The following is a 22,022-nucleotide window of genomic DNA, read 5'->3' as shown; positions in this document are numbered from 1 at the left end:
GGGCCCCGGCGCACCCCCCCCCCCCCCCCCCCCCCCGCGCCCCCCCCCCCCCCCCGCCCGCCCCCCCCCCCCCCCCGCCGCTCGTCGCGCCCAGCTCGTGCCCGCGTCGACCACGCGGTCGCCGCCGGGACGTCGGGCGTGCGAGGTCAGCTCGACGGGATCGGCACGGCTCCGCCGATCACCGTGACTCGCGGGTCGTCGGGGCTGACCTGCGCGGTGATTTCGCTCCGGCGCCCCATGTCCTCGCCCTGGATGATCGTCAGCCGCCGCGGTTCGGTCACGCGACCGAGGGCGCGCAGGTAGCCGCCGAGGGCCGCCGCCGCAGCTCCGGTCGCCGGATCCTCCACCACGCCTCCGACCGGGAAGGGGTTGCGGGCGTGGAAGGTCTGGTCGTCCTGCCGCCAAACCAGTTGCAGCGTGGTCCAATTCCGCTCGAGCATGAGCGCTTTGAGCACGTCGAAGTCGTAGTCCAGCTCCGCCAGGCGTTCCCGGTCGCGCACGACCAGCACCAGGTGCTCGTTGCCGCCGAAGGAGACGTGCGGCGGGAAGGTGCTGTCGAGGCCTTCGGCGCTCCACCGCAGCGCTTTGAGCGCATCCCGGACTTCGACGTCGGTGGCGGGACGGCTCGTGGTGGGGACGCTGCGCAGACCGGCCTGGACCGCACCGGAGGAGCCGGTGGTGGTGCTGATCGCGATCTCCCCCGCCGGGGTGTCGAAGAACAGGTCCCCGACGGTCGTGCGTTCAGCGAGCGCGACGGCGGTGGCGATGGTGGCGTGGCCGCAGAAGGCCACCTCGGCGAGCGGGCTGAAGAAGCGGAGGTCGAACCGTCGCGGCCCGGTGGGCAGGGCGAACGCCGTCTCCGAGTAACCGACTTCTGCGGCGATCTGCTGCATCCGGGTTTCGTCCAGATCCCTCGCGTCCAGCACGACCCCGGCTGGGTTGCCGCCGGTGGGGGTCGTGGTGAACGCGGCGTAGCGGTGGATTTCAGCCATGCACCCACTCTCCACCGGACGCGGCATTCACACAAACGATGACTTTCGATGCCACCGATCGAAGATGTCGATAAGCTCTCCCGGTGGACACAGACCTGCTGCGTACCTTCCTCGCGGTGGCGCGCCACGAGAGCTTCACCGCCGCAGCGACCGAGCTGAACCTGGTCCAGTCGACGGTGACCAGCCGGATCAAGGGGCTGGAGAAGGCGCTCGGCACCCGCCTGCTCGACCGCCTCCCGGACGGGGCCCGGCTCACCGAAGCCGGACGTCGCGCAGCTGACCACGCGCACGCCGTCCTCGACGCCGAACGCCGCCTGGTCGAGGACACCGCCTTCTCCGAGCCCGCCGGCGAGGTCGTCGTGGGCGCGCCCGAATCGGTCTGCGCCTACCGGCTTCCGCGAGCCGTTGCCGCGCTGCGCCAGCAGCACCCCGGCATCGCGGTCCACCTGGTCCCGGCCGGAACCCGCGAGACCTTCCGGGGAGTCCTGGACGGGAGCTTCGGGCTCGGACTGATCCTCGACCAGGCCGCGGCCCCGAACCCGCTCACCCTGCGACGAGTCGGCGCCGAGCCGATCGCGCTCGTCGCCGCCCCGGACCACCCGAGCACCCGCGAGGACATGACCTGGCCGAAACTGGCCGAGCAGTCCTACTTCCTGCTCGAAGAGGGGTGCAGCTACACCGACGACTTCGTGCGCGAACTCGAGCGGCGCGGTGGAACCCGGCCACAGATCACCAGGTTCGGCAGCATCGAAGCCGCTCGCTCGTGCGTCGAGGCAGGTCTCGGTCTCTCGGTCCTCCCGGAGGTCTCGTGCGCCGACGCCCTCCAGGGCCACCGCCTGCGGTCCCTCCCCCACCCACCGCGCCCCGACGCGCCGCTGGCGTTCGTCCTCGACGAGCGGAGGTGGCGATCCCCGGCGGTGGAGGCGATCACCCGGACCATCACCGAGTCCTTCCGCACCGACCGTTGAGCACCGGCGCAGGAATTCGATCGCGCTGATCCGGTGGTGGTGGGAACATCCGGGCATGCCGGTCGCGAGGGTTGCACTGCTGCTTCGCCAGCTCGACATCACGTGGGCGCTGTTCGAGCACCACGCCGAGGGCCTCGACGACGCGCAGTGCCTGTGGGTGCCCGCCGATCACCACTGGACGGTCCGGCCTGACGAGAGCGGCAACTGGATCGCCGATTTCGCCGAGACGGAGCCGGATCCGGTTCCCGCGGTCACGATCGGCTGGATCACCTGGCACATCGGGTACTGGTGGTCGACCGTGCTGGAATGCCTCGCCGGAGATGTTCAAGCGATGCGCGCCGTCAAGCACTGGCCCGGCAACGCGCGCGCCGCGGTGCAGTGGCTGCGCGACCTCCACGACCGGTGGCGGGAACACCTGGGTGGCCTGACCGACTCGGACCTCGACTCAACGGACCTGACCGCCCAACTCCCGTGGGGCGCAGGCATGACCCTCGGCGAGGTGGCCCGGTTGGGTCAACGTCGAGCTCACCAAGAACGTCGCCGAGATCGGCACCCTGCGAATCCTCCAAGGCGCGCGGCAAGCTCCCTGACCCCCGGGAGATCGCCGCGGGGAAATGCCAGGGACCCCGGACAGCAAGAAACCCCCTGCGAGAGGGGGTTTCTGCTGTCTCGACCAGACGTGCGCCCGTAGGGATTCGAACCCCAAACCTTCTGATATCCAATCGGCCCACATCCCACCTTTTTCGTCATTTCTCACTGGCTACCAAAGACTGGCCGTTACCAGCACAGATGCATGATCCACAATCATCCTGGAAGGACCGAAGTTTGCCGTCTTTTTCGGTCCACTTCGGTTGATTAGTGGCAATAAGGTGGCATTCGAGCTAGGACCCATTTATCGGGGCGAGACCGCATTGGCGGGGACCAGCTGAGTGACCACCAGACCGGGCTTGCCCGATCGGTTAGTCAGCTCGAAGGTGGCTAGCGCCCACCAGTCCCCGACGCAGGTCTGGTGCCAAGCTAGCAGGACGCCGGGGACGGTGGCGGCGACGTTGCTGCCGGCCGCTCGTACGCGGAGCGGAGTGTTGCCGTAGCCGACGCCGCGTTGCGGTGGGAGCACTTGAATCAGGCGGACCCAGATGGGTTGCGGGGTGTCCGGCCGTCGCCGTGTGCCCTGCCAACCGTCGCCACCCTCGTTCGCCACCTGGTGCCCGCTCCGACGTGAAGTTTGGTTGGGTCGGCCAGAGAGGTGCAGCGACCGACCCACGCCGAGCCTTCTGGATCTTCCCCAGCCTCCAGCCCGACACCCAGAGGGTAGAACACACGTGCGAATGATCGCCAGTGTGTCACCGGCCTTGGCTGCAAGCGATGGTTTCCGGTTCACATGCACGTGATGCGCCAGTTGGGTGAATTCTCGTTCGTGGTCAACGAAGAAGTACGAAATTCGCCCACCGCCGTGAGCTCCGACAGTAACATCGCGCGCGAGGGTAGAGGAGTCGCGGCTTGCAGGTATTTTTTCAGTTTTTAAATGCAGTTTGGAATGGTCTGGGGTTTCTAACTGTTCTGGCAGTTGTAAATTTCTTTGTTCTGTTTTTCATTGCCATAGGCGTAGCGTCGGATCGGTATTCCAAAAATAAGTTAGATAAGGTTCTCGATCGGGCGTTAGCTGCGGCTTTGGCTATTGGGGCGCCGATAGCTTCATGGATAGTTGTGTTTCCGGCAATTCAGGGGGTTAAGGCGACGCCTGTGAGTGAGGTGAGACCTTGGATCGGGGCGCTCGGGTTCGCGTTCGCGTTGATCTGCGCGGAGGTGTACATGATTACAATCGCCATAAGCTGGAACCGGTCCATTATTCATCATGATTCCCAGCTTCGTCTGTGGATCGAGCCGCAGAATGAGAAGGAAGCCAAAGTAAAAATCGGACAGCTCCTGCGAGTCTCTTTTTTGCTGCGAAACTCGTGGGTGCCCTTTGCTTTGGCCTCCGCCCAAATGGGTATCATTTTTCTAGTCCTGCGATACGGTCGGCCAGCCACCGAGCTTACCAAGCTGGCCCTTATGTCGATCGTCCTGCTGGGTCTAGTGGCTGCCATTTCCTTGCCGCGACTTTTGGCTACAATAAGCCCGTCCGAAGGGGTGGCCAGCCATTGCCTAGCGTACTTCGTTGGAAAGTTGCCGAAGCCGTTGCTGTTCGAAATGTCGCCTGTAGGAGCATCGAGGTGGCGCACGTCAAACCACAAACATGGATTCTATTCGGCGAAATACCTGCTTCGTTCATTAAATGGGATCCGGAACAAGATCCCTCAGGAGATTTTCGGCGAACTCGATGACACGTACAGAAAGATTGGAAATAGACTTGCAGTAGAGTCATTGATTCTCGGCGACGGCGCGGTTAACAAAAAGTATGGAGACATGTGTGCGTCGCTTCTTGCGTTGGTTGCAAATTCCAATCTTGTGGAAACTCGCGACGCAGCTGCCCGTTTGGTGACTGTTGATGATGTAAAACTCAGCAAGCCTGCTTCGCGATTCTCGAAGGTGGCCGTGAAGCTGGATGGTTTTATGCAGCGTCATTCGCGAGTGCTAATGGCCGCCCTGGGGGTTGTCGTGGTTATGGGTTTGTTGGCGACTGGGAAGCTTGGAGAAGTACTTAACTTCGGGCGCGATTTGGTACTTCAGTCTGGCGCCAAATAGTCTAAAGTTTTCATGTTCTAGTAGATCTGTAAGAACGGGACCACAAGCCGGTGAGCGCCTTCGGGGCTGGCACTTTTGTGCTTGCTGGAGTAGTGAGGCGACCAGCTCGGCAGCGCGCCCAGCACTGTGCTCTGAGTTTGCCCAGGTGAACGATGGCCTGTGGTTGGGAACCGCGGTTGCGTTGGCACTGCTTCGGGCGTGCTCCTGCGGGGTCGCCTGCCACCGCTGGCGCCAGGGTGCGGCTGCCGACCTTTCCGCTCGCGCCCGGCCGCCGCCGCCTGGCCGGGACCGGCGAAGCCGCACGCCCGGTCAGGCGGCCGGCCTGGCCGGGCTCGCATACAGGAAGGTCGGCAGCTGCACCTTGGCTCGCATACAGCGGCAGGCGGCCCCGCAGGGGCCGCCCTTGATGAAGTAGAGAAAGTCTAAACACGCTGGAACACGCTGGCCGCAGCATGGGCTCGAAGTACCTGCGCCTGGGCCTTGGAGGGCAGCGCGTCCCCAAGCATGGACTCGTCCACCCGAGTGAACTCGTTCTCCCTGAGACTGCAGGCGCGGAAGTACCAGTATTGTTTCACGCGGTTTGGCCGGGAAAAGAGGAGCGGATTCACCAAGTGCATCATGCAAGTCTTGCAGTTTCGATTATCTTCTTCTACTCCGCCTTGTTTGCATGCAACTACGCTGTTCTATCGACGTTGGCCGAGTGGTCGGGACGCGCTCTTGTTCGGGATGGACTTGGCGGATGGGCACGCCGGATTCCGCCAGTTCGGGAAATTGCACTGGTACTCGCTATGGGTGCTTGCCCTGCCGTTATATTTCTTCAAATCTTGGTCGTTCGCTACCCGTCTCGCGAGGTATTAGTTGGCGCTGGCGTTACCGCCCTTCTATTTCTGATCGCATTCCCGTTTGATGCTGCATATCTTACGCCATTGCGGGAATTCAGAGCTGGTCAATGGAACTCCAAAGCATGGGAATATTGGCTTGATGGATCGAAGCGCGACAAAGCTATTCGATGTGTTCGTGACGCTATTGTGTGGAGGCATGTAGGGCGGTGCAATTTTCTGGCACTCTGCGCACTGGCGGTACCAGTAGCCGCCCCCTACATTACAGGTTCGCGCAGTTTTTCCCTGGATCGGAAGCTTTTATTGAGTGACGATGGTGTGAGGATTGTCGGAGAAATACTTCTATTTTGGATAGCATCGATGCTGGTGAGGAGAGTTGCAGCTGAAAAGCGACTGGCCGAAGCATGCCTCTATCGCCCGGATCCGCCGACTGAAGACGAGCCTCCATTGGTCGGCGTATCTAGGTGGCGCTTGCCGAATCAGGAACAGTCATTTTTGGTTGCTACTCTGCTGGAGCGACTTCTTCCCCGCCTTCAGCCCTTCTATTCAACTGGGCACTTCCAAGAGATTTCGGTAGCCTACTTGAATTTGGCAACACACTTGCGTGAGGAGTCGTCCAGAGCTCCCCAACAGATAGTTCGCACAGACATGCTGCGTATGATGGCAATCACGATCGTCACGAACGAGAACCTTCTGGGGACAGCCCGCCGCATATCTCGACTGACGCCTTGCTATCACGAAGAATTTTCCCCTGTTTCAAGGTTCGCACGGTTCGTTAACCGAGTAAATTCGACGCTTGAGCAAAACGCAAAATCTATTGGATTGCTCCTCGTCTTGATCGTCGTTGCATATTATTTGGCGACCGGCCAGGGAACGCAACTCGTAGACTTCCTGAAATCACTCGCCAGCATATCGTGAACGTCACATAGACGGCTTCCGTCTTCTACTGTGCAGATATCGACGTGCCGATCTTATTTTTCAGGTCGTTGTGCGGAGTAGGCGAGTGCGATCGTGTGTGTGTTCTCGACGTGCCAGGCCATACAATCGAGTCCAATAGAACCGAGGCTCGCCAGCACAAGACCACAGCGTCGTCCGCCGATGGGACATGTCCACCATGTACGGCCGTCTACGACGGCTCCGTCAAGTTCGAGCTCCCAGCCCCCAACGTGGATGTGCGGCACGCGGCAATCGTACGTAAACGCGACATTCGTGGGTATATGTAGTCAGGCGCGGCATTCGACTGGCTTAGCGGCTAAACTGCGGCGAATGTAGGCGAGTGGCCTCTAACTACGTCTCGACCGGCGAAGCGGCGAAGGCGATCGGTGTTGACCGTCGGACGCTTCAACGCTGGGCGGCCGAGGGTGCTGTCGAACCCGCGCTGGTGACGAACGGAGGGCACCAGCGATGGGATGTAGAGGACCTGAAGGAGCAGCTACGGCAGAAGCGGCGGAGTTCCCTGCAGGAGTAGATCCGGCTCCGAAGTAGCAAAACGGCGCCGTTCGAGAGCGAACGACGCCGTTTCATGTTGGTCGGCGACTACCCCGCCGTGTTCCCCTCCAGGCCTCGGCGAAGCTCATCGAGTGACCTCTTGAGCAGCGCACGTTCGAAGTCCTGCGGATCGTCCTCGTCCGGCTTGTACTCAGCCATCGCGTGGTGGACGTTCTCGTACCACTGCCGGAGCGTGTCTGCTCGCTCGTCGGCAAGACGACCATCGGCCACGGCGTGCCGGATGACCACCTCGAGTTCCTGGCCCATGAGGTCCGGCTTCGGGCGCTGTGGGTTGACCCAGTCGTCGGCGAGAACCGGGCGCAGCCTCGTCGCGTGGCGATTCCAGTGGAACAGCAGCTCCAGGTCCACTGTGAAGTCATCCGGAAGCTCGCCTGGCCAAAGCTCCCGCACGGCAGCACGTTGCCCCGACCACGGCGTCGAGCCGACTCGCGGAAGGATCTCCGGAAACAGGGCACCGGCCACCGGAGCGAAGAACCCGTGGAGCCAGAGCTGCGGGTACAGGGGACGCCAGTACAGGTCCGAGACCACGGCGTCGGCGAGGCCGTGCAGCACCGGCTTCGCAAGTAGCGCTCCCAGCGGTGGATCTCCGAAGTACTGAAGATCGCCATCGATGAGGCAGATGACATCGCCGTCCGTGGCCTTGATGCCGGCCGAAATGGCGGCACCCTTCCCCGCTGGCGACTCAACGACCTTGGCTCCCGCCTTGGCTGCCAGGTCCGCGGTTTGATCGGTGCATCCGCTCGCGCTGACAGTGACATCGCCGTTCACTCCGAGAACGTCGAGACCGGCGAAGGAGTCGGCCACCACTTGGGCGATCGTGGCCTCTTCGTTGTGGGCAGGGATCAGGACGCTCACGCTCATGTCGCGCTTGGACAGCGTGCGCTCCTCGACCAGCTCAATGCCGAGAGCCGGGTCGATCGAAGGTCGATTCATGCGTCACCTGCCGCTTTGAGCTGTTCGGGTGTCCAGGGCTTCAGCTCCTCGGTGATCGTGAGCTCGGTGGTGTCGGCCGGATACCGGGCCTCGGAGTACTCGGCCACGCGGTCCTGAGTATCGATCGATCGGCTCAGTACGTGCAGCATCGGCGTCCCTGGATTCATCCCCCACGCGGCTCGTTCACTCGGTGTCGGCTGCACTGAGAACACCGTCCGTGTGAACCGAGCCAGCTCGATCCCAACCGTGTACAGCTGGTGCTGGTGCCCGCCGGGCCACGGCTCGTTCTTGGCGTCAAGCAGTGCGGGATTGCCCTCGATCAACGCCTTGGGGATGTACGACACGCTCCAGGAAACCCGGAGCCCGGTCTGGTTGTGCACCATTTCGTACACGCGCTGGATCAACGGGGTGCCCGGCTCGACGCCCAAGATCTCCGCTTGCTCTGCGTCGGCCTCCACCTCTGTGTACGTGGCGCGAGAGTCCGTCTCGTCAATCGAGATGCCGGCCGTTAGTTCGATGGCGCCCGTCTCGCGGCGTTCCGCCTCGGGCCGCAGGACCAATTCCTTCTGCTGCTGCGTCCACCCGTCCGACAGGTAGATGTTGTGGCGCTTCTTAGGCGCCTGGACGGTCGCAGGCTTGCCGCGCCCACCGGGAACGACCAAGCCCTCATCGCGCAGGAGCGCCAACGCAGCCTCGGCGGTCGCCTTGGCCACGTCCCACTCCGACGAGATCACGCTGAGGCTCGGCAGCGCATCGCCTGGTTTGAGCTCTCCTGACTGGATCGCCGATCGCAGCTGGTCGGCGATGCGGTCCCGTACTGGGACAAAACCGCTGGTCTCTGGGGGCATGCGGCCATTAGACCACACCTCTTCATAGTTTCCTAGGAAACCCCCTTGCGGATCGCTTGGAGGTGGGGTTAGAGTGGTCGCAACGTTCCTAGGAAACTAGGAACCTAGGACATCAACCAGTGGAGGCATAGAGATGCTGAAGAACATTCCGGTGAACATGCAGGGCCACAGCCTGATGGTGAGCCAGCCCCCGGCGCTGAAGATGCGGGTGAACGAGCAGACCGGACAGACGGAGGCCGCCGTCGATTACCAGGGCAACAGGCAGTTCGTGGTGTCCCTGATCGCCCGACCCAAGCCGAAGCCCGGCGAGTTCGAGCGCAAGGGTGAGGAGATCCGGGTGACTCTGACCGCCGACCCCGGCGAGGGTTTCACTCCGGGGAAGTTCGTCGAGCTGATCGACGCGATGGTCAGCCACTGGGAGCGCAACGGCCGCTCGGGCCTCTCGTTCAAGGCTGCTGGCCTGAAGCCGGTCGACGCTGAGGTCGCGGTCGAACCGGCCGCCTGATCTTCAGTCTGATTCACCGCTCAATCTGATTTCTTTCAAGCCTTTTCTGGCTGCCTGTTGTTTGAGAATTCCATAGTGGGCCGAGCTATGCCCGAAACCGGTGGAAATTGCCACCGGGAGGGCCTTATTGACCCCCGGCCGTCTGCGGATGCTCCGGGGGTCTTTATGGCCTTTTGTTCAACGGGCGACACCGAAAGGGGCGTGAAGTACATGGGTGAAGATCTGGTTCGACTTGAGTTTCCGAGAGGCACCGTTGAGCGGGCAGAGGAGGTGTTCTGCTGGTACCAGGAGATGTTCTACGAGACGCTCACATCGGATTCGGCCGAGGTGCGAGAGGCGTTTGAGCAGGGGTGGCAGCTGACTCAGCGACTGTTCCGAATTGCGGCAGTTGAGTTGTTTTATGCCCGTCCGTGCGATTGTCAGGGCGAGTGTCCGCCGTTTGTGGCGGCCCTTGAGTTTCCGAGGTCCTGGGTGGACCAGGTGATGAGATTTTCTGACTGCGAGCCGCGCAACGAGGAATTCCGGCGGGTTTGGCGGCTGTCAGCCGCAGAGATGTTCAAAGCAATTCGGGCGCGAGTGGCGTCCGGGATTTCTGAAAGGGAGCGTACGGAATGTCTTTGAAGTATTGCCCGGCGTGCCACTGCGACAAGTGGCTCTACCGGCACACGCACGATCAGTACTGCTCGGATCGGTCCTGGGCGGTGTGGCTGTGAACAAGGTTCTGCGAGACGCAGCTCTGGAAGATCTGCGGCGGCTGTCCACCGAGCTTACGGAGGCGTTCGCGACTGCCGGAGATGTGGCCTACGCGGTGGATGTTCCGGGTGGTCCGAGTTCCTGTGGGGCTGCGCTGCATGAGGTGACCAAGCAGCTCTACGACTCGCTGCACACCGTCACGACCGTGATCCGCAGGGTTGAGGAACAGGGGGATGAGTCCGATGAGTGAGCTGTTCAACGCGTCGATGGGTTTTCACGGTTCGGGCTGCGTCGGCGGCCGGTGACCAGGTTTTCCCGGGACGGTCCCGGGTGAAAGGGAAGGGTGATTGCTGGTGGAGATTTCGAAGCAGCTGTTCCGGCGTAATTCGCGCGGGGTCAAGCGGCTGTCGGCGATTGGTTCGCTGATGGATCAGCTGAACCAGGACGTGAACAAGATCGAATTCCTCGATGGCGAGTTCGTCGAGGACCGGCATTACGCGGAGGCCCAGGAGTTGGCCGCTGCGGTGGCGAAGGCGGCAGATGCGGTGCGTGAAGGCATCGCCGAGCACGGTGGATCGAGTGTTGCGAAGGAGTACAAGTAATGGCCAACGGAGACGGTGTGACCGGCACGGTGCGCGAGATCGACGCGACGATGCTGGAGCTGACCAAGACGGTGACCAACTTCGGCGTTCCGAAGGGCCTCGGAGGTCCGCTGAACACGCTCAAGCGGGCGGTGGGCGACCTGGTGGCTCACCTGGAGATGTCGCAGCGCAGAAGCTAACTGAACAACCCCAAGCACGGCAGGGCACCGGATTCCCACGGCGGGAGTCCGGTGCCCTTCTTCATGAAAGGGCACACAGCCATGCGGGATACACGAGTGGGCACGGAGAAGACCCCGGCGCGGGTGGTCGGCGGCTGGATGTGGCGGCATCCCCGCACGATGGGCACCACGGCGGTGCTGACCCCGACGGGTGTGATGGTCGGCTACCAGACGATGTTGTGGGCCGCTGGGATCGCGGTGCTGATGGGTGTGTCCTGGCGCCTGCTGGATGCCCCGACCTTCGACCGCTTCGCCGGTCGGCTGCTGCGGGCCTGGTGGAGACGCTGGGTGATCTACCAGCGCCAATGGATGCGCGTGGTCGCCTCCTGCGGGCTGGTCACCTCCGATCACCGAGGTGATCAGCTGGTGCCGAAGCTGGTCGGGGTGCGCTCGAACTGGGTGTGGGACTCGCTGCACATCCGCATGGCCAAGGGCCAGGAACCCGAGGACTACGGCCAAGCCCTCGATCGGCTGGCGAACTCCTTCAAGGCGCACGCGGCCTCGATGCGCATCCTCAAGCCCGGCAAGATCGCCCTGGACTTCCAGCGGCGCGAGCCGTTCAACGAGATGGCGATCCCGCTCCCGGCCATGCCGGAATCGATCGATGCGGTGGACCTGCGCAAGCTGGAGATCGGCCGGGATGAATTCGGCCGGCCGTTCCACCTCGACCTACTCAAGCGCGACATCCACGTCCTGCTGGCCGGGGAGACCGGCGCGGGCAAGGGCTCGTGGCTGTGGGGCATCCAGCGGGCGCTGGCTCCGCTGATCCGGGCTGGTCACGTCCGGCTGTGGGTGATCGACCCCAAGGGCGGCATGGAGTTCGGCGGCGGACGCGAGATGTTCCATGACTTCGCCGAGTCCGACCGCGAAGGGCTTGAGCTCATGCGCAGGTACGTTGCCGAGCTCGAGAAGCGCAAGTTCGACCTCGGTCGCCAGGGCATCCGCGACACCACCCCGTCGCGGGAAACACCGCTGGACGTGCTGATCTGCGATGAGCTGGCCGCGATGACCGCCTACAGCGACCGGGACATCCGGGTGGAGTTCCACCAGCTGCTGTCCAAGGGCCTCACGCAGTACCGGGCGGTGGGCGGCCGGATCATCGGCGCGACGCAGGAGCCCACCAAGGACGTCGTTCCGATGCGCGGGCTGTTCCCGACCAAGATCGCGCTGCGGGTCGATGCGGCCTCGTATGTCGACATGTGCCTCGGCGAGGGGATGCGGGACCTCGGCGCGTTCGCCGACAAGATCCCTGCCTACCTGGCCGGTGTCGCCTACGCCAAGACCGACGGCCGCAAGGAACCCCGGCGAGTGCGGGCGGCCTTCAGCACCGATGACGACATCGCCGAGCTGGTGGCCTTCTGCACCGAACTGGGCAACGTCACGCCGATCCGGCCGGAAGTCAAGCTGCCGGACGGCACGGTCACCAACCCCTACCAGGTCGACTTCGAGGACTTCGAAGACGACGAGTTCGAAGAGATCGAGCAGTTCGAAGGCGAAGACGACGGCGACGAAGAAATCGCCTGATGAGGCTTCAACAGCCTTGATGACCAGGATTTTTTGCGGCCCGCCCGAGAACTCTTGGCGGAGTCGGGCGGGCCTTACCTCGAATGGAGGCAAGACCCATGCTGGCACAACTCGCTTTGGGCGTCACGACAGTGACCACGGTGGCGGCCACCGGCTACGCCTGGCGCTACCGGCAACGCACCCTCACCGACCCGCTCACGGGGCTGGCCAACCGAGCGGCCCTGCAGATGGCCTTCCGGCGGCATCGCCGCACAGGACCGGTTGCTGTCGCTGTGGGTGACATGAACGGGTTCAAGGCGTTCAACGACACCCACGGACACCGCTTCGGCGACCAGGTGCTCATCGAGGTCGCCCGCGTGCTGGCACGGGAAACAAGCCGCGGCGAACTGCCCGTCCGGCTGCACGGTGACGAGTTCGCCGTCCTGATCCCCGGAGTCAAGGACCAGGCCACGGCCGAACACCGGGTGCGGCAGCTCCAAGACGCCATCGCGCAGATCACGACCATCGACGGGCAGCCGGTCGAGGTCTCGATGGCGCTGGGCGTGATGACGATGCCGGCCGAATCGGCAGACCTCAGCCGCCTGCTCGGGTCGGCTGATGACCGGATGTACGGCGACAAACACATCAACCGCTCGCGCACTGAGATTGCGATTCCTCAACCACAGTAAGGATATTCACCATGCACATCATCCACGTTGAACTGACCGGCAAAGGCGTCCTGATCAGCCTCGGTCTGCTTGCCTTCGTACTCGCCGTGCTGGCACTCGTGTGGCTGGTGTTCAGCCCGGCCGTCGCGATCGGCATCGGGATCGGCTTAGTCCTGCTGGTTAAGGGCCTCATCGCGCTGTTCAGCCCTGCGAAGCAGTAGGAGGCACCACCATGCCTGAACCCGAACAGCCCGAGACCGAGGACTCCGGCCACGACGGGCGGACACGGCGAGTACGCAAGCTCGGCGACCGGATCTCCGAGGCCCGCCGCCTGCGGGGCCTGATCCGCGACCCGGACCTTCAGGCCGTGGAGATGGAGCGCAACGGGCGGCGGACCCTCGCCGGTCTGTGGTTCTTCCTGGCGCTGGGGCTGGTGTTCACCACCACGGGTGTGCAGCAGTTCCTCGCTGGGAAGGCCACACCGGCTGATCCTCTGTGGTGGGCGGCATGGACGGTGGAGCCGATGTTCGCCGGGCTGCTGATCGTGCTGCTCAACTTCGAGGCGGTCATCCTCGCCCACGGTGTTTCACCTGATCACCAATGGTGGTCGCGGCTCAAGCGGGTGTTGCTGACCTCGACGCTGTTGATGAACGTCATCCCGCAAGTGCTTCCGCTGCTGCGGGGCCGGTGGGCGGAGTTCAACGCGGGTTCGGCGGTCGTGCACGCGATCATCCCGGTGATCGTCTACGGCATCGCCGAAGTCATCCCGGTCATCCAGGCCCGGCAACGGCAGGTCATCTTGGCCGCCTACGCAGCCACCGACCCACCCGTTCCGGAACGCCCAGAACGACCGGTCAGTACGGCCGTCGCACCGTCGGCTCCGGCTGCTCCTGCGGCGACAACCCCGGTTGTCCGGAAGCCGCTGAACCTTCCGGCGGACATGGTGGCCGAGATCAAGCAGGCCTGGAGCCAGGCAGCGGAACAGGGCCGGGAGCTCACCGCGACCGATGTCCGCAAGACCCTGCGGGTCCCGGAACCGGTGGCCGAACAGATCCTGACCGAACTCAAGACCAACAACGGGCACGCCTTCACCTGAACGGCGTTGCCCCACAACTGAACACCCGATCCTGCTCAACCCGTGCTCGGCGAAGGTCTCTCCGAGCTGCGGGTTCGCCGGGCCTTCGCCGGGCACCTGCCTCGTGGAGGTCGCCTTGGCATTGCCCGAAGTACCGAGCATCGACCGCCTGCAACGGCGGCTTCAGGCCACCGACTACTCCCGGTGGCGCTCCATGGTGGAAGCCACCGGCGGATGCGCCCACCCGGTCCGGCTGTCCGGACACTGGATGATCACCGACAAGACCACCGGAACGGTCCTGACCAGCCCGGACGGCAACCCGGCGATGAGGTCCGGACACCTCTTCGCCCCCTGCGGCAACCGCCGCGAGAGCGTCTGCCCCGCCTGCTCCGACCGCTACGCCGCCGACGCCTTCCACCTCGTGCGAGCCGGGATGACCGGCGGCACCAAGGGCGTGCCGGACACCGTGGCCGACAAACCGCGGTTGTTCGTCACCCTGACCGCCCCGAGCTTCGGGCCGGTCCACAACCGCCGCACCTCGGCCAACGGCAAGCAGGTTCCGTGCCGCTGCGGGCGCTACCACCACGAGCACGACCCGGCCATCGGCCAGCCCATCGACGCTGCCGCCTACGACTACACCGGGCACGTCCTCTGGCAAGCCCATGCCGGGAAGCTGTGGAATCGCTTCACCATCTACCTCCGGCGGCATCTCGCCCGCGCGGCCGGCATCTCCGTCAAGGAGTTCAAGGACCACGCCCGGCTGTCGTATGCCAAGGTCGCCGAATTCCAGCGGCGCGGAATCATCCACTTCCACGCCGTGATCCGCCTCGACGGACCCGAAGGCGCCTCTGACGCCACCCCGACGTGGGCCACGCCGGAACTGCTCACCGATGCCATCCACGCCGCGCATGCTGCGACTGCCGTGGAGGCTCCGGAGATCGGCGGGCGTGACCGTCTGCTGGTCTGGGGCGAGCAAATCGACATCCGCCCCATCCGCGCGGTGGACGCCGACCAGGTCGAAGACGACCACGGGACGATCACCGATGACCGGCTCTCGTCCTACGTGGCCAAGTACGCCACGAAGGGCACGGGCAAGTCCGAGGCCGCCGACCGGCCGATCCGCTCCCGCGAGCACATCGAGCTCCTGACCGCCAGCGAGCACCACAAGCAGATCATGCGCACCGCGTGGGACCTCGGTGACCTCGAAGAACTCGACGGCCTCAACCTGCGGCGCTGGTGCCACATGCTCGCGTTCCGAGGGCACTTCCTGTCCAAGTCGCAGCGCTACTCCACCACGTTCAAGCAGATCCGCGGCGACCGCCAGACCTGGCGGCTGGAACAGAACCTCGACGAGCTGGGCGTGACCGCCGACAGCATCGCGGTCGTCAACAACTGGGAGATGACCGGCGTCGGCCACCACAGCCCCGAAGAGAAGGAGCTCGCGCTGGCGATCGCCGAACGCAAGCGCCAAGCCCGACAAGACCGCTACGCCAACGAGAGGAAGGACTGACCATGATGCGCAACCTGTGGGGGCCTGAAGACGTCGCGAACTACCTCGGCGTTCCGCTGAACACCGTCTACCAGTGGCGTTGCCGGGGCTACGGTCCGGCTGGCCGCAAGATCGGCAAGTACGTCCGGTACAAGCCCGAGGACGTCGAGCGATGGTTCGAGTCGATGGCAGAGGGGGTGATCTGAGATGGGACGGCTGGCGCTGCCGCTGGGCAGCATGGGCGAGATCCGGGTCAAGGCCTCTGGCGCGGGGTGGACGGCGCGCTGCAAGTACCGGCACGAAGATGGCTCGTACTCCGACGTCCGGCGCACGCGGAAGAACAAGGAGCAGGCGAAGCAGGCTGTGCGAGACGCCGTGAAGAACATCACCTCGCGGTCCCTGAGTGCTCAGATCACCGCACAGTCCTTGTTCTCCGACGTCGCGGACCTGTGGCTCGAGGAGTTCCGGACGGATGCTGAGAACGGGATCTACTCGCTGTCGTCTGTGGACACCTACAGCGATACCTACCGCAACCACGTCAAGCCGCAGCTGGGAAACCTCCGGCTGTTCGAGGTCAAGACCCCGGTGGTCAATTCCCTGTGCCAAGCCAAGCTCAAGGCCAACAGCCTGAGCCTGGCCAAGCACGTCAAGGCGGTCATCAGCAACGTCATGACCTACGCGGTCCAGGCCGGTGCTGTCGACGAGAACCCGGTGCGGCAAATCGCTCCGCTGACAGAACGCCGAGCGAAGACCAAGAAGAAGAAGCCACGTGCGCTCACTGCTGACGAGTTGGTGGACTTCCTCGGCAAGCTCGACGCGGACGAACAAGCCCGGGGCAAGGACCTTCCCGACCTGGTGCGCTTCGTCACCGCGACCGGCGAACGTGCCGGTGAAGCCCTCGGGGCGCACTGGGAGGACTTCGACGCTGAGGCTCAGAAGCTGCGGATGGGCGGCAACCTCATCCAGGCACGCGGCAAGGGAGCTGTCCGGAACAAGGGCAAGAGCGAATCGTCGGCCGAGCGCGACATTCCGCTGCCTAGCTGGGCGGTGGCGATGCTCGCCGAGCGACGCGCCAAGCTGGGAGAGGTCGATCCGGGCAAGCCGATCTTCACCAACTCCCGGGGCGGCTACCTCAACTTCGCCAACCTCACCAACCGCGTGTGGCTGCCCTTCCGCAAACGAGCGGGCTACGAGTGGGTCACCTTCCACACCCTGCGGAAGACGTTCGCGACGCTCCTTGACGGGGCTGGACTGACCGCCCGCGAGATCGCCGATCTCCTGGGCCACTCGAACCCGTGGACCACGCTCAACACCTACATGGGCCGCGGTCAGGAGTCGCGCCGCAGCGCCGAAGTGCTCGACGAGCTCGTTCGCTCGGACGACGAGCAAAAGTGGCAATAATGTGGCACCGGGGGTTGCGGCGAGATCATCACGCCACCCCCACAGGCCCTCGAGTAGCAAGAAACCCCCAGGTAACTGGGGGTTTCTGCTGTCTCGACCAGACGTGCGCCCGTAGGGATTCGAACCCCAAACCTTCTGATCCGTAGTCAGATGCTCTATCCGTTGAGCTACGGGCGCTTGTTCAATTGTCGGGTCCCACCCTAGGGTAGGGCCCTTGCGGAGGCTCCGGGATTTGAACCCGGGAGGGGGCGTAACCCCCAACCGCATTAGCAGTGCGGCGCCATAGACCAGACTAGGCGAAGCCTCCCGGCGTCCTTCGCGGCCACCGGAGAAAACTTTACACACCCCCTCAACGCCCTCGAACAGGGGGGTCCCTTAATCGTCCGTTCACCCCTCCGCGGTGTTGCTGAGCTGCACAAACGGATCCAGCGCCGACGGGTTCTGCAGGGCGTCGCGGCTGACGGCCCGTTCCGGCGGGGTGCCGGCGAGGATCTTCTTCACCGGGACCTCCAGCTTCTTGCCGTTCAGGGTGCGCGGGACCTCGTCGACGACGATGAAGCGGTTCGGGACGTGGCGCGGCGACAGCTCGGTGCGCAGGGCGTCCTTGAGGTCCCCGACCACCTCGTTCAGCTCCACCCCCTCGGCCAGGACCAGGAAGCACAGCAGTTCGCCGTCGGTCTCGCCCGCACCGGAGGTGTCGATCACCAGCGAGTCGGCGATCTGCTCGAAGCCCTCCACGACCCGGTAGAACTCGGCGGTGCCCATCCGGATGCCGCCGCGGTTGAGAGTTGAATCACTCCGCCCGTAGATCACCAGCGAGCCGCGGTCGGTCATCCGGACCCAGTCGCCGTGGCGCCAGACGCCCGGGAAGGTGTCGAAGTAGGCCTCGCGCAGGCGGCTTCCGTCCGGGTCGTTCCAGAAGAACACCGGCATCGTCGGCATCGGCTTGGTCAGCACCAGCTCGCCGACCTCCTCGTGCAGCTCCTCGCCGAACTCGTCGTAGGAGGCCGCCGCCGCGCCCAGCAGCGGGCAGGAGATCTCGCCCAGCCACACCGGGACGTCCGGGCTCGCACCGACGAACGCCGTGCACAGGTCCGTGCCGCCGGACACGCTGGCGATCTGCACGTCCGCGCCGACTGCGTCGGCGATCCAGCGGAAGCCGTCGGTGGTCAGCGGAGCGCCCGTGGAGCCGACCGCGCGCAGGGCCGAGAGGTCGAAGTCGTCCTTCGGGCGCAGCTCCCGCTTCAGGCAGCTCTGGATGAACGGGGCCGACGTGCCGAAGAAGTTCACCCGGTAGCGGGCGGCCAGCTCCCACAGCGCCGACAGCGACGGGTATCCCGGGCTGCCATCGAACAGCACCAGCGTGGTGCCCGTCAGCAGGCCGCCGACCAGGAAGTTCCACATCATCCAGCCGGTGGTGGTGAACCAGAAGAACCGGTCCCCCGGCCCCAGGTCGCAGTGCAGGCCGATGGCCTTGAGGTGCTCCAGGACCATGCCGCCGTGCCCGTGCACGATGCCCTTCGGCAGTCCCGTCGTGCCCGACGAGTACAGGATCCACAGCGGGTGGTCGAACGGCACCGGGGTGAACTCCAGCGCCGCGCCCCGGTGGTGGACCAGCAGCTCCGACCAGTCCAGCGCGCCCGGCAGGCCGTGCTCCTCGCCGAGGTAGTCGATCAGGACCGTCGCGGCCAGGCCGGGCATCTCCGAGCGCAGCTGGTCGACGGTTTCGCGGACGTCGAAGCGGCGCCCGCCGTAGCAGTAGCCGTCGACGGCGATGAGGACCTTCGGCTCGATCTGCACGAAGCGGTCGGCGACCGCGCGGGCGCCGAAGTCCGGGGAGCACGACGACCAGGTGGCGCCCAGGCTCGCGGCGGCCAGGAACGCCACCAACGTCTCCGGGCTGTTCGGGGCCAGCGCGGCGACCCGATCACCCGCACCGACGCCCAGCTCGGCCAGGGCGAAGCGGGCGGCGGCGACCCGGTTGCGGAGCCCGCCGTAGGTGATCTCCTCGCTGCGGCCGTCCTCGCGGACGAAGACCACCGCCAGGTCCTCGTCGGCCTTGCCCTCGCCGTCGCGGAGCGCGTGCTCCGCGTAGTTCAGCGTCGCGCCCGGGAACCAGCGGGCGCCCGGCATGACCTCCTCCGGCAGCACCTGCTCGGCGCGGTCGTGAAAGGTGACGTCGAAGAACTCGGCGATCGCCGACCAGAAGCCGGGCAGGTCGGCCACCGACCACTCCCACAGGGCGCGGTAGTCCGGCAGGTCGAGCCCGCGCTCGTCACGCAGCCAAGTGCGGAAGGCGGCCATCCCGCTGGCGGCCACTCGTTCCGGACTCGGTTCCCACAACAGCTCCGGTGCGGTCGTCATGGGCTACTTCCTAACCCACCGGAGGCCCTCCCTGCCAGGGCGGACGTCACCCGTGATCACGACGTTTCAGCGGAGGTGCAGGTCGAACCAGTTCCGCGCGCGGCGCCACGCCTCAGCGGCGGCATCGGCGTCGAGGTCGAAGCGGTGCCCGGCGCCCGGGTAGCGGAAGACGTCGGTGGCGACCTCGGCCGCGTCGGTGACCTCGCGGAGCTTGTCGACCTCACCGGTCTCGACGTCGTCGCCGTAGAGGCCCAGCCACGGGCACGCCAGCTCACCGGCGACCTCCACCAGCGGCGGGAGCGCAGCCGACAGCGGGTCGAGGATGCCGGAGCCGCCGACGCTGACCGCGGCGCCGAGCGAACGGCTGGACGCGACCACCAGAGCCGCGGAGCCACCGATGTCGAAGCCCATGATCCCCTGCCGGTCGGCAGGAACGCCCCGGTCGGTGAGCCAGAGGAACGCGGCGTCGGTGTCGGCGAGGACCGATTCGCCGGAGAGCTTGCGCACCTGCTCGTGCTCGCACTGATCGTCGGCGAGCTCGTCGGTGCCGTCGCGGTGGTAGAGGTGCGGGGCGACGGTGAGCCAGCCCTCCTCGGCCAGCGAGCTGCAGAGCTTGCGCACCCGCTCCGTGATTCCGCGCGCCTCGTGCAGGAAGACGAGACCGCCGCGCACCACGTTGTCGGGCTCGGCGACGGTCAGCCGCAGCCCCGTGCCGTCGGTCAGCGCGATCGTCTCGGTACGGGTTTGGATCATGTCCGCAGGTAACCACAGGTAAGTGAACACCCGGCAACAGCGTCATCCATACGGACCAACACGTGCCCGAAGGGAGTCGCGCTCCCGGCGAACGATGACAACGAGCATTGGCATCGGGCAGTTCTGGTCAAGAACCGCACCGTGATCGATGTCCCCTTCGCCCGGTCAGCTCTCACCGAACCGCCCCTCCTGGGCGTCCGCTCACCGGGGCGCGCTCTGCGCTGCGGCGACCGAGGCGGGAAGGGGACAGCGGTGGTGTGGCGGCGGAGGACGTCGGGTTAACGTCCTCGGTGACGGATCGAGGTAGGAGATTTCGATGAGCGTGCGCACCCGTGCCGACCTGGAGCAGTTGCCGCCCTACGTGGCCGGCCGAACCGTGCCGGGGTCGATCAAGCTGGCCAGCAACGAGGTCTCCGAGGGCCCGCTGCCCAGCGCGGTGGCTGCGATCAACCAGGCCGCGACGGAGGTCCACCGCTACCCCGACATGGGGGTGAGCGCGCTGACCGAGGCGCTCGCCGCGCACTACGACGTCGCGCCCGAGCAGGTCGCGGTCGGCTGCGGCTCGGTCGCGCTGTGCGAGCAGCTGGTGCAGGCGACCTGCACCGCCGACGACGAGGTCGTCTTCCCGTGGCGGTCGTTCGAGGCCTACCCGATCATCACCCAGGTCGTCGGGGCCAGGCAGGTGAAGGTGCCGCTGACCGGCGAGCACGCCCTGGACCTCGAAGCGATGCTGGCGGCGATCACCCCGGCGACCCGGCTGATGTTCGTGTGCACCCCGAACAACCCCACCGGCACCCTTGTGCGCAAGGCCGAGCTGGACGCGTTCCTGGACCGCGTGCCCGGTGACGTGCTGGTGGTCCTCGACGAGGCCTACTTCGAGTTCGTCGACGACCCGGACGCGCCGGACGGCGTGGAGATCACCCGCGTCCGCGACAACGTCGTGTCGATGCGGACCTTCTCGAAGGCCTACGGCCTGGCCGGGCTGCGCGCCGGTTACGCGATCGGGCCGGTGAACGTCGTCGAGGCGCTGCGCAAGGTCACGATCCCGTTCAGCGTCAACGCGCTCGCCCAGACCGCCGCGATCGCCTCGCTGCAGGCCCAGGACGAGCTCCGCCGCCGCTGCGCCGACGTGATGTCCGAGCGGGCGCGGGTGCACCGCGAGCTGGTCGCGATGGGCTACGAGGCCCCGGAGACGCAGGCCAACTTCGTGTGGCTGCCGTTGGGTGAGCGCACCAGCGCGTTCAACGAGCACTGCCTGGAGAACCGGGTCGTGGTGCGGGCTTTCGCCGGTGACGGTGCCCGCGTGACCATCGGGCGGCCGGACGAGAACGACGTGTTCCTGGCTGCGGCGAAGTCCTTCGGCTGACGAAAGCGCTTCTCCCAGAAAGAGCAACGGTGGTGACCGGCGAAGAGAGGGGGAGTACTTCGCCAGCCACCACCGCTGCGATCGTGGTCGCTTGAGCCGAAACGACCACTGTTACGCGTAGCGATCTACGCAGCACCGGAATGTAGTGGCGGGCCGGGTCTGCCGCTACAAAAGCGACAGGGGTCCACCCGTTCAGGTGGCCGACCCAGCCATCCGGGTGTAGTTCAGCCAGTCACCGCGTGGTGGCCCTGGACCGCGACCGGGGCCGGGGCCTCGGGCAGCGACTTGCTGGAATCCACGGACGGCTCCTCGGCCGGGGATTCGTCGGTGGGCGGCTCCTCGCCCGGGCCCTCCTGGATCGGGGCGTTCGCCGAGCACACCACGTTCTGCGGGGACGCGACCGGCACGACGGCACCGAGGATCGCGATGTTGTTGCCGCACAGCTGGATCGGCAGCACGCTCGCGTTGTTGTCGTTGCCGATGTTGATGCCGTCGTTGTCGGTGCTGTCGGCGAAGGCCTGAGAACCGCCGAGGACCATGCTCGCGGTGCCCACGGCCAGCGCGCCCGCCATGTAAGCCGATTTGCGCATAGATCGCTTCCTCTTCCTTGT

The 22,022-nt window shown here is 65.3% G+C and carries 24 protein-coding genes and 2 tRNA genes; 18 read left to right on the top strand and 8 right to left on the bottom strand.

Annotation, left to right across the window (positions count from 1 at the left end):
* Nucleotides 1-146 precede the first annotated feature (146 nt).
* Complete coding sequence (locus tag R4I43_RS19240) at nucleotides 147-992, bottom strand: PhzF family phenazine biosynthesis protein (protein WP_324267035.1); 846 nt, start codon at nucleotides 990-992, stop codon at nucleotides 147-149.
* An 83-nt stretch (nucleotides 993-1,075) separates the two neighbouring features.
* Between R4I43_RS19240 and R4I43_RS19235 the strand changes: the two genes are divergently transcribed.
* The 5 genes from R4I43_RS19235 to R4I43_RS19215 all read left to right on the top strand — a co-directional run bounded on the left by R4I43_RS19235 (nucleotide 1,076) and on the right by R4I43_RS19215 (nucleotide 6,952).
* Nucleotides 1,076-1,960: a LysR family transcriptional regulator gene (locus tag R4I43_RS19235; RefSeq protein ID WP_324267034.1), complete on the top strand. Its 885-nt coding sequence runs from the start codon at nucleotides 1,076-1,078 to the stop codon at nucleotides 1,958-1,960.
* A 55-nt stretch (nucleotides 1,961-2,015) separates the two neighbouring features.
* The gene (locus R4I43_RS19230) at nucleotides 2,016-2,651 is read left to right on the top strand and encodes a DinB family protein (protein WP_324267033.1); all 636 of its coding nucleotides are present in this window, start codon (nucleotides 2,016-2,018) and stop codon (nucleotides 2,649-2,651) included.
* Between the two features lie 809 nt (nucleotides 2,652-3,460).
* The gene (locus tag R4I43_RS19225; RefSeq protein WP_324267032.1) at nucleotides 3,461-4,645 is read left to right on the top strand and encodes a hypothetical protein; all 1,185 of its coding nucleotides are present in this window, start codon (nucleotides 3,461-3,463) and stop codon (nucleotides 4,643-4,645) included.
* A gap of 452 nt (nucleotides 4,646-5,097) precedes the next feature.
* Nucleotides 5,098-6,402 (top strand): hypothetical protein, encoded by a 1,305-nt coding sequence (locus R4I43_RS19220; protein WP_324267031.1) that lies wholly within the window; start codon nucleotides 5,098-5,100, stop codon nucleotides 6,400-6,402.
* Nucleotides 6,403-6,760: 358 nt separating this feature from the next.
* Nucleotides 6,761-6,952 carry a helix-turn-helix domain-containing protein gene (locus tag R4I43_RS19215; protein ID WP_324267030.1) on the top strand — a complete coding sequence of 64 codons (192 nt, stop codon included), beginning with the start codon at nucleotides 6,761-6,763 and terminating at the stop codon, nucleotides 6,950-6,952.
* Between the two features lie 68 nt (nucleotides 6,953-7,020).
* On the opposite strand, the gene R4I43_RS19210 is transcribed toward R4I43_RS19215, so the two are convergent.
* The gene (locus R4I43_RS19210) at nucleotides 7,021-7,926 is read right to left on the bottom strand and encodes a glycosyltransferase (protein WP_324267029.1); all 906 of its coding nucleotides are present in this window, start codon (nucleotides 7,924-7,926) and stop codon (nucleotides 7,021-7,023) included.
* A complete protein-coding gene (locus tag R4I43_RS19205; RefSeq protein ID WP_324267028.1) occupies nucleotides 7,923-8,774 on the bottom strand; it encodes a GntR family transcriptional regulator in 852 nt (283 codons plus the stop codon). The genes R4I43_RS19210 and R4I43_RS19205 overlap by 4 nt, the downstream gene beginning before the upstream one ends.
* A gap of 133 nt (nucleotides 8,775-8,907) precedes the next feature.
* Between R4I43_RS19205 and R4I43_RS19200 the strand changes: the two genes are divergently transcribed.
* The 12 genes from R4I43_RS19200 to R4I43_RS19145 all read left to right on the top strand — a co-directional run bounded on the left by R4I43_RS19200 (nucleotide 8,908) and on the right by R4I43_RS19145 (nucleotide 16,928).
* The gene (locus R4I43_RS19200) at nucleotides 8,908-9,279 is read left to right on the top strand and encodes a hypothetical protein (protein WP_324267027.1); all 372 of its coding nucleotides are present in this window, start codon (nucleotides 8,908-8,910) and stop codon (nucleotides 9,277-9,279) included.
* Nucleotides 9,280-9,480: 201 nt separating this feature from the next.
* Nucleotides 9,481-9,900 (top strand): hypothetical protein, encoded by a 420-nt coding sequence (locus R4I43_RS19195; RefSeq protein WP_324267026.1) that lies wholly within the window; start codon nucleotides 9,481-9,483, stop codon nucleotides 9,898-9,900.
* A gap of 88 nt (nucleotides 9,901-9,988) precedes the next feature.
* On the top strand, nucleotides 9,989-10,222 hold the full coding sequence (locus R4I43_RS19190) for a hypothetical protein (protein WP_324267025.1): 234 nt from the start codon (nucleotides 9,989-9,991) through the stop codon (nucleotides 10,220-10,222).
* Between the two features lie 103 nt (nucleotides 10,223-10,325).
* The gene (locus tag R4I43_RS19185) at nucleotides 10,326-10,574 is read left to right on the top strand and encodes a hypothetical protein (RefSeq protein WP_324267024.1); all 249 of its coding nucleotides are present in this window, start codon (nucleotides 10,326-10,328) and stop codon (nucleotides 10,572-10,574) included.
* Nucleotides 10,574-10,753: a hypothetical protein gene (locus R4I43_RS19180; RefSeq protein WP_324267023.1), complete on the top strand. Its 180-nt coding sequence runs from the start codon at nucleotides 10,574-10,576 to the stop codon at nucleotides 10,751-10,753. Before R4I43_RS19185 ends, R4I43_RS19180 begins: the two co-directional genes overlap by 1 nt.
* A 96-nt stretch (nucleotides 10,754-10,849) precedes the next feature.
* Complete coding sequence (locus R4I43_RS19175) at nucleotides 10,850-12,316, top strand: FtsK/SpoIIIE domain-containing protein (RefSeq protein WP_324267022.1); 1,467 nt, start codon at nucleotides 10,850-10,852, stop codon at nucleotides 12,314-12,316.
* 140 nt (nucleotides 12,317-12,456) lie between these two features.
* Nucleotides 12,457-12,984 carry a GGDEF domain-containing protein gene (locus R4I43_RS19170; RefSeq protein WP_324267021.1) on the top strand — a complete coding sequence of 176 codons (528 nt, stop codon included), beginning with the start codon at nucleotides 12,457-12,459 and terminating at the stop codon, nucleotides 12,982-12,984.
* Nucleotides 12,985-12,995: 11 nt separating this feature from the next.
* Nucleotides 12,996-13,184 (top strand): hypothetical protein, encoded by a 189-nt coding sequence (locus R4I43_RS19165; RefSeq protein ID WP_324267020.1) that lies wholly within the window; start codon nucleotides 12,996-12,998, stop codon nucleotides 13,182-13,184.
* An 11-nt stretch (nucleotides 13,185-13,195) separates the two neighbouring features.
* Entirely contained in the window at nucleotides 13,196-14,059 is an 864-nt protein-coding gene (locus R4I43_RS19160) for a hypothetical protein (protein WP_324267019.1), read from the top strand.
* A gap of 115 nt (nucleotides 14,060-14,174) precedes the next feature.
* Entirely contained in the window at nucleotides 14,175-15,548 is a 1,374-nt protein-coding gene (locus tag R4I43_RS19155; RefSeq protein WP_324267018.1) for a replication initiator, read from the top strand.
* A gap of 2 nt (nucleotides 15,549-15,550) precedes the next feature.
* Nucleotides 15,551-15,733 (top strand): helix-turn-helix domain-containing protein, encoded by a 183-nt coding sequence (locus R4I43_RS19150; protein WP_407691270.1) that lies wholly within the window; start codon nucleotides 15,551-15,553, stop codon nucleotides 15,731-15,733.
* A gap of 1 nt (nucleotide 15,734) precedes the next feature.
* Complete coding sequence (locus tag R4I43_RS19145) at nucleotides 15,735-16,928, top strand: tyrosine-type recombinase/integrase (protein WP_324267017.1); 1,194 nt, start codon at nucleotides 15,735-15,737, stop codon at nucleotides 16,926-16,928.
* Between the two features lie 104 nt (nucleotides 16,929-17,032).
* On the opposite strand, the gene R4I43_RS19140 is transcribed toward R4I43_RS19145, so the two are convergent.
* The 4 genes from R4I43_RS19140 to R4I43_RS19125 form a co-directional block, all read right to left on the bottom strand.
* Nucleotides 17,033-17,105: transfer RNA gene (locus tag R4I43_RS19140), tRNA-Arg, on the bottom strand.
* A 40-nt stretch (nucleotides 17,106-17,145) separates the two neighbouring features.
* A tRNA-Ser gene (locus R4I43_RS19135) sits at nucleotides 17,146-17,235 on the bottom strand.
* An 80-nt stretch (nucleotides 17,236-17,315) separates the two neighbouring features.
* Nucleotides 17,316-19,292 (bottom strand): acetoacetate--CoA ligase, encoded by a 1,977-nt coding sequence (locus R4I43_RS19130; RefSeq protein WP_324267016.1) that lies wholly within the window; start codon nucleotides 19,290-19,292, stop codon nucleotides 17,316-17,318.
* Nucleotides 19,293-19,358: 66 nt separating this feature from the next.
* The gene (locus R4I43_RS19125; protein ID WP_324267015.1) at nucleotides 19,359-20,045 is read right to left on the bottom strand and encodes a dienelactone hydrolase family protein; all 687 of its coding nucleotides are present in this window, start codon (nucleotides 20,043-20,045) and stop codon (nucleotides 19,359-19,361) included.
* A gap of 316 nt (nucleotides 20,046-20,361) precedes the next feature.
* On the opposite strand from R4I43_RS19125, the gene hisC reads away from it, so the two are divergent.
* Nucleotides 20,362-21,411 carry a histidinol-phosphate transaminase gene (gene hisC / locus R4I43_RS19120; protein WP_324267014.1) on the top strand — a complete coding sequence of 350 codons (1,050 nt, stop codon included), beginning with the start codon at nucleotides 20,362-20,364 and terminating at the stop codon, nucleotides 21,409-21,411.
* A 224-nt stretch (nucleotides 21,412-21,635) separates the two neighbouring features.
* On the opposite strand, the gene R4I43_RS19115 is transcribed toward hisC, so the two are convergent.
* A complete protein-coding gene (locus R4I43_RS19115; RefSeq protein WP_324267013.1) occupies nucleotides 21,636-22,001 on the bottom strand; it encodes a hypothetical protein in 366 nt (121 codons plus the stop codon).
* Nucleotides 22,002-22,022 lie beyond the last annotated feature (21 nt).

Origin of the sequence: Saccharopolyspora mangrovi, from assembly GCF_035320975.1 — a bacterium.
GTDB classification, from domain to species: domain Bacteria; phylum Actinomycetota; class Actinomycetes; order Mycobacteriales; family Pseudonocardiaceae; genus Saccharopolyspora; species Saccharopolyspora mangrovi.
The sequence above is the reverse complement of the archived record's forward strand: the minus strand, read 5'-3'. Positions and strand labels throughout refer to the sequence as shown.